This window comes from Sphingobium sp. UBA5915, assembly GCF_002431195.1.
GTDB lineage: Bacteria > Pseudomonadota > Alphaproteobacteria > Sphingomonadales > Sphingomonadaceae > Sphingobium > Sphingobium soli.
The window spans coordinates 114,053-126,632 of record NZ_DJDV01000053.1 but is presented as its reverse complement, the minus strand read 5'-3'; the positions used below and the strand labels follow the sequence as shown (position 1 = coordinate 126,632).

The window sequence follows — 12,580 nt, the reverse complement described above, 5'->3', positions numbered from 1 at the left end:
GGCGAAGTCGGTAAAAATGCTGGAGCAGAAGGTGAAATGACCGAGTTGGATGATGGCCAGGCGGCGATGAAGGGCGTGTTTGAAGCGCAACGCGCGCATCTTCCCGTACTCAAGCGATCGTCTGCGGCAGATCGAGTCGATCGGCTCGCGCGGTTGCGCGCGAGCATCATCGTCCATGCCGACGCGATTGATCGCGCCCTGTACGACGATCTGCGCAAGGCGCTGGCCGGCATCACCAATTCCGAAATCCAGTCGGTGCTGCACGACATCGACGAGGCTATCGAGCAATTGCAGGGCTGGATGGCGGATGAAGTGATCGAGCCCTCGCCGAAATTCGCGGGCAACCGCACCTTCATCCGTTATGAGCCCAGAGGAAGCGTGCTGTTGCTGGGCCCCTGGAATTTCCCCTTCGCGCTGGTCTTCTCCCCCCTCGTACCCATCATCGCGGCGGGCAACAGCTGCATCATCAAGCCCAATGAATTGCAGCCCGCGACCTCCGAGATTGTCGCGAAGATCGTCTCAGACTGTTTCGATGTGCGCGAAGTAGCAGTCTTCCAAGGCGGTGTCTCAATGGCCGAGGCGCTGCAGGAACTGCCCTTTGACCACATCTTCTTCACTGGCAGTCCCGCCGTGGGCAAGCGGGTCATGGCTGCGGCTGCCCGGCATTTGTCGTCGGTAACGCTGGAACTGGGCGGAAAATGTCCTGCCGTCATCGGGCCGGGCTATGATCTGACCGACGCGGCGGGCAAATGCGTTGGCGCCCGGTTCACCAATGCCGGCCAATTGTGCCTGGCGGTCGATCATGTCTGGGTGCCCCGTGCGCAGGTGCCACATTTCGTTGCGATCGCGTCCGCCATTATCGACAAGATATTCTATGTCGATGGAGCGCTCCAGCGCGACCGACTGTCTCGTCTGGTCGATGCGCGCAATTTCGACCGGGTCATGGCCTATATCGACGATGCGACGGCACGCGGCGCGCATATTGCCAGGGGGGGAAACGGTGATCGCGATGAACTGACCATCCATCCCACCCTATTGGTGGATGTTCCCATGGATGCGCGCATCATGCAGGATGAAATTTTCGGCCCGTTGCTGCCGGTCATCGGCTATGACGACCCGGACCAGATCGTCGCGCAGATCGATAAGACCGGAAAGCCGCTGGCGACCTATATCTTCAGCAACGAGGCAAGCTTTGTCGACGATCTGCTGATGCGGACGACATCGGGCGGCGTTACCGTCAATCATGTCGTCATGCATTATCTTGAAACCCGCCTGCCTTTCGGCGGCGTCAACGGCAGCGGCATCGGGCGCTACAAGGGCGTTCACGGTTTTCGAGAGCTGTCGCACGCCCGATCGGTGTTCGTCAGCAATCCCGATGCGATCCGTTAGGGGGCGGCCATTGGCATTGTGCCTAGAGCACGCTGCGTTTAATAGGACGTAGGTCGCGTGCTCTAGTTTTTTGTTTTCTCAACGCTTTCCGCGAAAACCGGTTCTCGCTTTTCAGCAACGCTCTGATGCACGGTTATCAACGGCCGTCCTCGCGTGGCTATGGCTTGCGGATCATGCCACCGTCGACACAGAGCGTTTGGCCGGTGATGAAGGATGCTTCGTCAGACAACAGGAACAATACGGCGTTGGCCTGTTCGTCGGTTTCGCCAATGCGCCCGAGCGGCATCTGACCGACGATGCCTGCGATCACCTTTTCGTCGACCTGCTGCATTGCACCGGTCATCGTTGGTCCGGGCGCGACGCCGTTGACGCGGATATTTTTGGGCCCAAGTTCCGCTGCCAGACTCATCGTGAGGCCATTGGTGCCGAGCTTGGATATACCGTAATAGGCACCGACGCTGCCTGACAGATAGGCGGCGGTGGAGGACTGGTTGACGATCGCGCCGCCGCCGCGGGCCTCCATCAACGGCACGATCGCGCGGGTGACGAACAGCGCGCCGTGCAAGTTCACCGCCATGAATTTCATATAATAGTCGATGTCGACGCTCATCAGCGGTTCGTAACGCATTCCGGCAAAGATCGCAGCGTTGTTGATTAGATAGTCAACCCCGCCAAACGCGGCCATGGCGGCGTCCGCGAGCGCCTGGCAGGATGCGGGATCGGATACGTCGGTCTTCACGAAGATCGCCGCCTCTCCGATCTCGCTGGCGACCCGCCGGCCCTGTTCCTCGTTCAGTTCGGCGATGACGACTTTTGCCCCTTCGGAGGCGATCCGCTTGGCATAGGTTTCGCCGATGCCCTGTCCCGCGCCGGTGATGACAGCGACCTTGTTTTCAAAACGCATCAATCTCTCTCCATTGTCTTCGTTCGCCGCTTACGATCAAGCGATCGCTCTCTATTACCAGCGGATGTGCATGTTCCTCGTGGCGTGCAATCCAGGGAAGGCTGTCCTGTCGGCGTCGCTCGCCAGGCTGAAGGTTGGTACCCGCCGCAGCCAGTGCTCCAGCGCGATCCGCAATTCCTGCCGCGCAAGATGTGCGCCCAGGCAGATATGCGGACCGCTCGCCAGGGTAAAGTGCCGGTTGGCCTTGCGTTCCGGATCAAAATGACGGGGGCAGGGGAAAGCCTCCGGATCGAAATTGGCCGTCATCACCAGCGCCTGTACCCAGTCGCCCGCCTTCATCTCGATGCCATGCAGCGTCAGATCCTTGCGCAGCTGACGCATTCCCGCGATCAGGGGTTGCGTCCGAAGAAATTCCTCCACTGCACCGGTGATGAGTTCCGGATGATCACGCAGTCGCTTCTGAAGTTCATGGTCGAGCGCCAGGCGTCGGAACATCTTGCCCAGCGTCGAGGCGACCGTGTCCAGACCTCCGAGCCACAGTAGGAAGACCGCGCCCATCTTCTCCTCTTCGTTGAGAGGGCGGCCATCGACTTCGCCGTGCAGGATTTTGGACAGAAGGTCGTCCTGTGGCGCTGCCTCACGATCGGCCATGATCGCGCGCAGATAGGCCAGCACCTCGGTCAGTGCGCCGCGCATGATGTCGAAGTTGCGGCTGTGCAGGATCTGGTCTTCCCAGGCGAGGAACTGGTCCAGCATGGCGTGTGGGAAGCCCATCAATGTCAGGAATACCTTCACCGGGAAGACGCGGGCGAAATCATAGGCGAAGTCGCCGCCGCTGTTCGCCAGGAACCCGTCGATCATCTCGTCGCACAGATTGCGGATATAGCCGTCAAGCTCGCCCACGGCCTTCGGCGTGAAGAAGGGATTGAGGAAACGACGATACATCATGTGTGCCTTGTCGTCATAGGACAAGGGCAGGTTGCGGAAGGTTTCGCCGATAAGACGCTGGAAATCCGACGATCCGCCGCTGATGAAATGCTCCGTGTCCTGATAGACCTTGGCGCAATCCTTGTAGCTGGTGACGACCCACATCCCGGTTGTTATCCAGGTCGCGGGGAAAGGGGACCACATGACCGGCGGCATATCCGCTGCACGCAGTCTCTCGTTCGGCAGATAGGGGTCGTCGAAATCATTAGGTGCCAGCCCCAGATATGCGCGCAGATCGCGGACCAGTTCCTTGGGCACATGATCGGGCACCGGGACATTCAGCACCACTGGCTCGGCCGGCGGCGGGCTCATCATGATTTCCATCAGGTCAGCCATTTTGCGGTTCCTTTCAGATTGTGTTCATTGTCCCGGTAGCGTCAGGCCGCCATCGGAACCGATCGGCATGTGCGGGCTCCATACGACTTCCCAGCCATTACCTTCCGGGTCGGCGAAATAGCCAGAATAGAGGCCCATATCGCGGTCGCGCACCGGACTGGCGACGGTAGCGCCGGCATCGATCGCCTTCTGGAAGACGCGATCGACCGCCTCCTTGGATTCGACGAAGATCGCCCAGATCGACTTGACGCCGTCGGCCTTGGGCAGGCCGCTTTCCTGCGCCTGATAGTCAGCGTTCAGGAAGACCAGAATGGACGTCCCGACCTTGTAGAGCACCGACATGTCGGAAGCCGGTCCCCAGGCGGTCCATCCCAGTCCCTGTTCATAGAATCGACGTAGCGCAGGTACATTTTCTGCGGCGGTCATGATCATGTTGATGCGCGGTTGCATCGCTCATCCTCCCTTGAAGCTGATTGTCTTGATGTTCGTGAATTCGTTGATGCCCTCATAGCCATATTCGCGGCCGTAACCCGACCGCTTGATGCCGCCGAACGGGGCGTAGCTGGACATCTTGCCACCGCCGCCATTGACGGCGACTCCGCCGGTGCGCAGTTGCAGCGCGATCTCATAGGCCTTGCCGACGTCGGCGGAAAAGACCGCACCAGACAGGCCGAAATCGCTGTCGTTGGCGATGGTGATCGCTTCCTCGTCCGTATCGTAGCCGATGACCACGCCGATCGGGCCGAACACCTCTTCCTGCGCGATGCGATGGTGGTTTTCCACGTCGGTGAATAGGGTCGGTTCGTAGAAGAAGCCCTTGTCCAGGCCTGCGGGGCGTTTGCCCCCCGTGACCAACCTGGCGCCCTGAGACAGCGCGATGTCGACATAATTCTGAGTGCGCGTCCGCGCGACTTCACGGATCAGCGGACCCATGGTGCTGGTCGGATCAGCCGGATCGCCGACTTTGACATGGGCGACCATCGCCTTCAATGTCTCGATATATTGCGCCTTGACCGAATTATGGACCAGATGGCGGGTCAGCAATGCGCAGCCCTGGCCGCAATGGACGGTAAAGCCCATCAAGCCGTTCATCGCCGCGCCCTGAAGATCGGCATCGGGGCGGACGATCAGTGCGGACTTCCCTCCCAGTTCCATCACCAGCCGTTTCAACGTCGGCGCTGCCTGCGCTTGGATCAGCGACCCTACCCTGTCCGACCCAGTGAAACTGACCAGATCGATCCGCTTGTCGGTCGTCAGCGCCTCACCCGCCGCGACATCGCCGGTGACGATGTTGAAAACGCCCCTGGGCAGGCCGACCTCGTCGGCGATCTCGCCCAGGATCAACGCTTCGAACGGGGTGTAGGGTGACGGTTTGAGGATGACCGTGTTGCCCATCAGAAGGGCAGGTACGACCTTGCCGACATTCAGGAAGAAAGGGAAATTATAAGGGGTGATCGCGGACACGACGCCAACAGGGTCGCGCACCTTGACGCCTGCGCCAAGTGTGGTTGTGCCTTGCGCATTGGGCGTGGTCTCAACCGGCAGGGGCGTGATCGCAGGGCGGCCCGACAATTCGATCGCGGCCCGTGCATGTTGCATCGGGATGCCATATTGCAGGAATTGCGCGAGCATCTGGGTCGAACCGGCTTCCGCGACGATCAGGGCGATGATTTCCTGGGCGCGTCGGTCGATGGCGTCGAGAAATTCGCTCATCTTGGCTTGGCGTTCCCGCTGCGAAAGGCGCGGCCACGGTCCTTTGTGGAAGGCTTCATGGGCCGCTGCTATCGCCGCTTCCACATGGGCAGACGTGCCGACCGGCGCATCGCCGATATTGCCCTCGGTCGCAGGATTGATAACCGCTTCCGTCTGGGTGGTCGTCACCCATTCGCCGTTGATGTAAAGCGCGTTCTTGTTCCTCAGGATTGTCATCCGATGTCCTCTCGAAGGGCGATATTTTTGGGGATCAGTCTTCCGGCGCGATTGTCACGCGCAGGGCGTCGAGCGCGTCGTCCAGCCTGATCTGGCACGACAGGCGAGATGGGACGGTGCAATGGTCGCTGCTGTCAAGCAGGTGGTTCTCGTCGGCATTTGCCCGACCGACACGGTCGATCCAGTCATCATCGACGACTATGTGACAGGTCGCGCTGCTCAGGGACCCGCCACACAGGGCCGGCATCTCATCGACGCCCGAGTCGCACAGCGCTTCCATCAGGTTCGTTCCCGGCTGCGCATCCAGTTGATGCACATCGCCACCACGAAGAACGGCTCGAACGCTGACCACAAACATTCTCCCGTAGACGTACCGCCGATCCTGCCGGCGGAACTTTCTCATCATTATGTTGCGAATTATGATACAATGAAATATACTTGTTTCAAGTCGATATTGATTAGTAGCCGGACGACGATCGGATTTTGGGAAAATGCCTTGCGGAATGTGCTGCCGCGCAGCCTGCTCATCAGGCGTATGGACCGGGCGGGGTCGGGTCATCGGCGCGATATTGCGACAAAAATCGCAGACGCCGGCTGTCGTTTTCGGGATGCGGTGCAGTCCAGCAGACTGAACATAGGAGATGATGCATGACGTTAGAGGGGAGAGTTGCAGTCGTGACTGGAGCATCCAAGGGGATGGGCAGTCACTTCGTGGATGCGCTGGTGGCGGCAGGTGCGCGCGTGGCGTGTCTGGCCCGCGCGTCGGTCGAACTCGATGCGGTGGTCGCGCGACATGGCGGCATGGCAGCGGGATTTGCTTGCGATGTCGGCAATGCGGGGGCCGTCGATGCGGCAATCGCTGCCGCGGCGGATCGTTTCGGCCGCATCGACCTGCTGGTCAACAATGCCGCCATCTTTCATCCGTTCCTGGTCGAAGATGCGACCGTCCATCAGGTGGAACAGCATGTTGCGGTCAACCTGATGGGACCGATCTGGTGCATCCGGGCGGCGATCCCGCACCTGCGCAAATCCCAGGGGCAGATCGTGACGATCAGTTCGGAATCGGTGCGAATGCCCTTTCCCTATCTCACCGTCTATGCCGCGACGAAGGCGGCGGTCGAAGCCCTGTCGCAAGGGTTGCGCGACGAATTGCGCAGTGACGGCATCCGCGTGTCGGTGCTGCGCTCGGGGTCGGTGGCAGGCGGTACCGGAGGCCAGCATTGGGATGGCGAGGTGGCCCAGCGCTTCTTCGCCAAGATCCAGGAAACCGGACATGCCAGTTTCACCGGTGACTTTGCTGAGCCGACGACTATGGCCCTAACACTGGTGGCGATGGTTTCGCTGCCTCCCGACGTAAATCTTGATCTTGTGGAGGCTCGCTCGGCCAAACCCGCAACGCCCGACTCGCTCAGCAGGTCGGGGGCTAACAGGCACTGACCTTTCAGGGCGGCGCCGGAAAAAAATAGGCGCCGCCGCTGGCACTTCTGCCGTTCAGCGCCAGGCGGGTTCCTCCCACCAGGGATAGAAGCCCGGCATGTCCTGGCTGACCTTGTCAGGATAGATTGGCGCGCGCTTTTCCAGGAAGCTTGTGACGCCTTCGCCCGCATCAGCGCTGCGCCCGCGCGCGTAGACGGCGCGGCTGTCGATGCGATGGGCCTCCATCGGGTGGCTCATGCCCAGACCGCGCCACAGCATCTGGCGCGTGAGCGACACCGAAACGGCAGCAGTATTCTCGGCGATCTCGCGGGCGATCTCTCGCGCAGTGTCCAGCAGTGCGTCGGGCGCATGGACCGATCGCAACAAGCCGCCGGCCAGTGCCTCGTCCGCCAGCATGACGCGACCGGTCGCGCACCATTCCATTGCCTTGCTGATGCCGACGAGCCGGGGGAGGAACCAGCTCGACGCCGCTTCCGGCACGATGCCGCGCCGGGCGAAGACGAAACCGATCTTGGCGCCATCGGCCGCGATGCGGATGTCCATCGGCAATGTCATGGTAATGCCCACGCCCACCGCGGGACCATTAATCGCCGCGATGACGGGCTTGAGGCTGTTGAAGATGCGCAGCGTTACCCGGCCGCCGGTGTCACGCACTTCTGCGTGGGACCAGTCTATACTGCCGTCCGCGCTGATGGGCCCGCCGTCGCGCACGGCATAGTTGAAGGTGTCGGCTCCCGCCTCCAGATCTGCGCCGGCACAAAAGCCCCGGCCCTCGCCGGTAACAATGACCACACGCACCAGATCATCCGCATCGCTGCGGTCGAACGCGGCGATCAGTTCCTGCGCCATGGTCGGATTGAAGGCGTTGAGCCGATCGGGCCGGTTGAGCGTAATGGTGGCGATTCCGTCGGCCACGTCATAGCGGATCGTTTCGAACATGGGGCTTTTCTCTCCTTATGCGCCAATATTTCAGCGTGCGCCGCGATCGCCGATCACGTCGATGACGGCATGGCGATCCTCACCCTTGAGCCAATAGTCATTGGCGCCTTCGACGTGCAAGCGCCAATGGACTTCAGCCGCATCGGCGTCGCCTGCCTCTACCAGCGCGATCAGGCGCGCGACCGATCGGACGCCAAGGCCGCGGAAGGCCAGCCAGGACGCATCTGGATCGGCCGGCTCGTGCAGGGCGGCATTGCGGTTTCGCTGGTGCCGTTCGAGCAGGGTCGCGATGGTATCGGCAGTCAGGGTGAGCATCTGGTTGCCGGTTAGTTCGACCAGCAGATGATGGAAACGGGCCATCGCTGCGCCGAGCGCAGGCCAGGCCCTGGCCTCCAGCAGTCCGTCGAGATCGGCATGGGCGCCGCGCAGGCGACCGATATCGCGCCGGTCGCAGCGCTGCGCGACCAGCCGCGCGGCAAAGGGCTCGAAGGCTAGGCGGGCCTCGTAAAGCTGTTCGATCGTCGTGCCGGCCGCTTGCAACGTCTGGCCTGTCATCCGCACCGCGCCTTCGCCACTGGGTTGCCGGACGCGGACACCCGTGCGGCTGCCGTGGCGCACCTCGATCAGCCGCTCGCTTTCCAACATGCGGAATGCTTCCCGCAAGGTGGGGCGCGACACGCCGAAGCGCTGCATCAGTTGCGGCGTAGGATCAAGCAGGCCGTCGGCAAAAGCGCCGGCCGCGATTTCGCGCCGCAACTGATCGGCGATCGCGTCGGACGCGCGTTGGCGGATCGGGGCGTGGTCAGTCACGGCGCGCCCCTGTCGGCGCTGCGTGCGAACGCTTCCTGGCTGCGCTTGTGGAGATAGGTCAATGCCCCCACCGGAATGCGGCTGCCCCCCGTCACCTGTACCACCGTGCCCGACGTCCAACTGCTTTCGTCGGCGGCGAAATATACGGCGAGCGGGCCGACATCGTCGACCACGCCCAGCCGCAGCAGGGGTACGGTCTCGATCTGGCGGCGGCGGCGATTCTCGCTATCCATCGCCGAGGAGCTTTCGGTCAGAACAACACCGGGCGCAATGGCATTCACGCGGATATTGAGATGCCCCCATTCGACCGCCATGGTCGCGGTGAGGCTTTCCACGCCCGCCTTTGCCGCGCCGTAATTGCCGGTCATTGGGCAAGGCTGAGAGCCGGAGCGCGAGGAGATATTGACGATCGATCCCCCGATGTCCCGCATCGCGCGCGCGGCAGCCTGCGCGGCGAAGAAGGTCCATTTGAGGTTGAGGTCGACGACCCGGTCCCATTGCCCTTCGTCCATGTCGATCAGCGGGCCGACATCGGCGGGCGTCGCGCTGCCGGCATTGTTGACCCAGCAGTCGATGCGCCCGCGCCCCTTGAGCGCCAGCGCTGCGGTGACCAGGTCGGCTATGCCCCGATGGCTCATGATGTCGCCGGGAGCGACAACGACATGGACACCTAATGCGCGTAATTCTGTGGCTGTCTCCTCCAGCGGACGCAGGCTGCGGCCGCTGATCACGATATCGGCACCCGCCATTGCCATGGCGCGGGCGATCCCGCGTCCGATACCCCGGCCACCACCCGTCACCACCACGGTCTTGCCCGTCAGGTCGAACATCATCCCTCTCTCCGTGCCACTTATCAAGGAACCCATCTGATATTGACATGGAAACCCTGTCAATATCAGATGGGTTCAGGGTCGGCATGAATCGGCCACGGCAGGAGAAGATGGCCATGGAGTTCGCCTGGACCGACGACCAGCGGGCGTATCGCGAGCGGGTGCGGGGTGCGCTCGAAGAATTGCTCCCGGCGGACTGGGACAGCCATTATGTGCCCCAGGGCTATGGATCGGCCGACCAGATCGCCTTCAGCCGGACATTCTGCCCGCAACTGGCCGAACGCGACCTGCTGGTGCGTCACTGGCCCGAACAATGGGGCGGCCGAAGCGCCGATCCATGGGAACAGTTCATACTGGCCGAAGAGATGAAATGGCGCGGGGAACCGCGCGGCCCCCAATATATGAACGTCAACTGGCTTGGGCCGACGCTCATGAAATATGGCACGCCCCGGCAGCAGGCCGAGCATCTGGGCCGGATCGCGCGGGGTGAGGTAATCTGGTGCCAGGGCTATTCAGAGCCGGGGGCGGGCACCGATCTGGCCGCGCTCCAGACCCGCGCGCAGAAGGTGGAGGGCGGCTATGTCGTCAACGGCCAGAAAATCTGGACCAGTTATGCGGGGAAGGCCGATTTCTGTTTCCTGCTCGCGCGCACAGGCGCGGATCGCAAGGCGATTTCCATCTTCCTGGTACCGATGGATTCAGCCGGGATAGAGGTGAAGCCTTTTCCGGGGCTCGTGAGCGAAGGGCATCTCAACGAGATGTTCTTTACCGACCTGTTCGTGCCCGACAGCGCCCGGGTGGGGGAAGAGGGCAAGGCCTGGGACATCATCACTTATGCGCTCAGCTTCGAGCGGGTCGGCATTCCGCGCTATCATGTAGGCAGAAAGCTGCTCGACCGCGCCATCGCACGATTGGCAGCGGAGGGGCGCGGCGATGATCAGATCATCAAGGCGAGGGTCGGCCGTATCCATGCCAAGTTCGAGGCAGCCCGCCTGTTGACCTATGTCGTCGTCGACGAACGCGCCAGGCAGGCGCCGCCCAGCGTCAACGGCAATATCAGCCGCATCGCCGCGTCTGAGGCCTGCACGGATCTCACCCATTTCCTGATGGAGTATCTGCCCGACATATTGGCCGGCGGCGACGCGATCCTGCGCGAATTCCATCGGGGCAACATCGCTGCGACCATCGCGGCAGGCACCTACGAGTTGCAACTCAACCTGATAGCGCGCGGCGCGCTTGACCTGCCGAAGGGGTAGACCATGGACATGGAACTGAACGGCGACCAGCAGATGCTGGTGGATGCGGTCCGTACTCTGGGGGCGAAATGGCGCGACATGCCGATGGGGCATGAGCGCGACTATAGCCATTTTGCCGCTGACCTTCAGGATGCGCTCGATGTGCATGGTTTTATGCGCGCCGGGGTGGATTGGGGAATGCTGGAGGCGGCGCTGGTGGTGCTGGAAATATCGCAGTTGCCGGTCGTGACAAGCGCCGGCGCGTCCGCGCTGGTGGCACCTGCATTGCTGGGCGGGACGCTCGACGATCCGATAGCGTTGCTGTCAGGCGACCTTGGCAAGGCGCAGCGGCTGCTGCCGGTGGCGCGCCATGGCCTGGCCGAGCGAAAAGGGCAGGCGGTTCTGCTCGATCTTTCAGGGATGGTCGTGGAGCCGGTCGAGTCCATCTTCGCCTATCCCTATGGCCGCTTCGTCACCGTACCGGATATGTCCGTGGCACGGCCCGTCGGGGATGCCGCCCGGCTGCGTCAATGGCATCGCGTCGCCATCGCTGTCGAATGTGCTGGCGCGGCGAAGGCTGCGATAACCCTGACCGTTCAGCATGTGAAGGACCGTATGGTGTTTGGCCGGCCGGTCGGATCGTTCCAGGCGGTGCAGCACCGGCTCGCCCGATGTCACCAGATCGCCTGCGCGATGCGGATGCTGGCCCTGTACGCCGCCTGGTCGGTCGAGGCGGTCGCGGCGGACGTTGCGGCGACCTATGCGCAGGATCATGTCGGCAAGCTCGCCTTCGATCTGCACCAGTTCAACGGCGGCATGGGCGTGACGGCCGAGCATAAGCTGCATTTCTTCACCTATCGCCTGCGCGCGCTCCAGGCAGAACTCGGCGGTGCGGATGCGGCCGCCGGCGCGGTGTACGACGCGCTCTGGAACAGGGCTGCCTAGCTTTCTGCCAGCGTTCTTCAGGCCGGCGGAAAGCCGACGCTGGTCGCAATCTGTTGGGCGCAAGCGGCGATCATGCCTTCCAGGGTCACATCACTGCGCGCGCGATGGACATCCATCAAGGCGCCCAGTCGCTCCAGCATCATCATGATCGTGCCCGACATTGCGGCGGCAGGAGCGAAAGAGGGCGTGCGCCCCGCCTGCTGCGCCGCAACGATACGGTCGGCGAGCGCAACAAGCAGGGGCCTGACAGAATCCTCGCGCACATGGACGAATCGCACGTCGCCTTCCTCGGCGGCAAGATTGCGGGTGCGCAGCAGTGCCCGATGTCCGTCCCAGAAGGCGATGTACAGCCTGACGAGGCTGATGGCCTTTTCCATGCTGTTGTCCTGGGTCCATTCGCTGTCGAACAGTGCCATGATCTCCGGGGTGCTCTGCACCAGTTCCGCGCTTGCGGCGCAAACCACTTCGATCACGCTGTCGAAATAAAGATAGAAGGTGGCCGATGCGGTTTTGGCGCGCGCAGCGATATCCACGACCTTGATGTCGCGGATCGGAATGCTGTTCAGCAGATCTACGGTTGCGTCGATCAGGCGGCGGCGGGTCTTCAGACCTTTGGCGCCCATGCGTTGTCCGCTTTGATTCTCTTTCGGTTGCGCGAGCGCGGTTTTCATATTCATTCCTGCGGCGTCGGTACTGGCGGTTCGAAGTCCGTCCCTGACATTCGTCCGTCTTTGCAGAAGCATCGGATTCTTGCAAATGCACAAGGCATTTCCGTCGCAGCGTGGGTGCCACCCATCATGCTGGCGCCTGCGCAAGGCGATGGGTAGGATCGTGGTCAT

13 protein-coding genes are annotated in these 12,580 nt (G+C 62.2%); 5 read left to right on the top strand and 8 right to left on the bottom strand.

The features are described from left to right. Positions 1 to 36: 36 nt before the first annotated feature. Entirely contained in the window at positions 37 to 1,389 is a 1,353-nt protein-coding gene (locus B2V90_RS08095; protein WP_228221202.1) for an aldehyde dehydrogenase family protein, read from the top strand. A 157-nt stretch (positions 1,390 to 1,546) separates the two neighbouring features. Here the strand turns inward: B2V90_RS08095 and B2V90_RS08090 are convergent, their stop codons facing one another. From B2V90_RS08090 to B2V90_RS08075, 4 genes are read right to left on the bottom strand one after another with little or no spacing between them, the layout of a single operon-like run. Beyond that, positions 1,547 to 2,293 (bottom strand): SDR family oxidoreductase, encoded by a 747-nt coding sequence (locus tag B2V90_RS08090; protein ID WP_228221203.1) that lies wholly within the window; start codon positions 2,291 to 2,293, stop codon positions 1,547 to 1,549. 54 nt (positions 2,294 to 2,347) lie between these two features. After that, entirely contained in the window at positions 2,348 to 3,616 is a 1,269-nt protein-coding gene (locus B2V90_RS08085) for a cytochrome P450 (RefSeq protein ID WP_228221204.1), read from the bottom strand. 24 nt (positions 3,617 to 3,640) lie between these two features. Next, positions 3,641 to 4,066: a VOC family protein gene (locus tag B2V90_RS08080; RefSeq protein ID WP_066856949.1), complete on the bottom strand. Its 426-nt coding sequence runs from the start codon at positions 4,064 to 4,066 to the stop codon at positions 3,641 to 3,643. 3 nt (positions 4,067 to 4,069) lie between these two features. Then, complete coding sequence (locus tag B2V90_RS08075) at positions 4,070 to 5,545, bottom strand: aldehyde dehydrogenase family protein (RefSeq protein ID WP_228221205.1); 1,476 nt, start codon at positions 5,543 to 5,545, stop codon at positions 4,070 to 4,072. A 121-nt stretch (positions 5,546 to 5,666) separates the two neighbouring features. Between B2V90_RS08075 and B2V90_RS23060 the strand changes: the two genes are divergently transcribed. Continuing rightward, positions 5,667 to 6,197: a hypothetical protein gene (locus B2V90_RS23060; RefSeq protein ID WP_323132791.1), complete on the top strand. Its 531-nt coding sequence runs from the start codon at positions 5,667 to 5,669 to the stop codon at positions 6,195 to 6,197. Beyond that, complete coding sequence (locus tag B2V90_RS08065; RefSeq protein ID WP_084438995.1) at positions 6,194 to 6,982, top strand: SDR family oxidoreductase; 789 nt, start codon at positions 6,194 to 6,196, stop codon at positions 6,980 to 6,982. Before B2V90_RS23060 ends, B2V90_RS08065 begins: the two co-directional genes overlap by 4 nt. 54 nt (positions 6,983 to 7,036) lie before the next feature. On the opposite strand, the gene B2V90_RS08060 is transcribed toward B2V90_RS08065, so the two are convergent. Genes B2V90_RS08060 through B2V90_RS08050 form a run of 3 tightly spaced genes read right to left on the bottom strand, consistent with a single transcriptional unit; the run spans position 7,037 to position 9,564 of the window. Then, positions 7,037 to 7,921: a crotonase/enoyl-CoA hydratase family protein gene (locus B2V90_RS08060; protein ID WP_228221206.1), complete on the bottom strand. Its 885-nt coding sequence runs from the start codon at positions 7,919 to 7,921 to the stop codon at positions 7,037 to 7,039. A 30-nt stretch (positions 7,922 to 7,951) separates the two neighbouring features. Beyond that, positions 7,952 to 8,731 (bottom strand): FadR/GntR family transcriptional regulator, encoded by a 780-nt coding sequence (locus B2V90_RS08055; protein WP_066856935.1) that lies wholly within the window; start codon positions 8,729 to 8,731, stop codon positions 7,952 to 7,954. Next, positions 8,728 to 9,564, bottom strand: coding sequence for an SDR family NAD(P)-dependent oxidoreductase (locus B2V90_RS08050; protein ID WP_198162840.1), 837 nt, complete (start codon positions 9,562 to 9,564; stop codon positions 8,728 to 8,730). Before B2V90_RS08050 ends, B2V90_RS08055 begins: the two co-directional genes overlap by 4 nt. A gap of 113 nt (positions 9,565 to 9,677) precedes the next feature. Between B2V90_RS08050 and B2V90_RS08045 the strand changes: the two genes are divergently transcribed. Together B2V90_RS08045 and B2V90_RS08040 are read left to right on the top strand one after the other, a co-directional pair. Next, on the top strand, positions 9,678 to 10,817 hold the full coding sequence (locus tag B2V90_RS08045) for an acyl-CoA dehydrogenase family protein (protein WP_293920829.1): 1,140 nt from the start codon (positions 9,678 to 9,680) through the stop codon (positions 10,815 to 10,817). A gap of 3 nt (positions 10,818 to 10,820) precedes the next feature. Next, positions 10,821 to 11,741 (top strand): acyl-CoA dehydrogenase family protein, encoded by a 921-nt coding sequence (locus B2V90_RS08040; protein ID WP_228221208.1) that lies wholly within the window; start codon positions 10,821 to 10,823, stop codon positions 11,739 to 11,741. A 17-nt stretch (positions 11,742 to 11,758) separates the two neighbouring features. Here B2V90_RS08040 and B2V90_RS08035 read toward each other — a convergent pair whose 3' ends face one another. Next, complete coding sequence (locus tag B2V90_RS08035; protein WP_066856929.1) at positions 11,759 to 12,412, bottom strand: TetR family transcriptional regulator; 654 nt, start codon at positions 12,410 to 12,412, stop codon at positions 11,759 to 11,761. Positions 12,413 to 12,580: the final 168 nt, after the last annotated feature.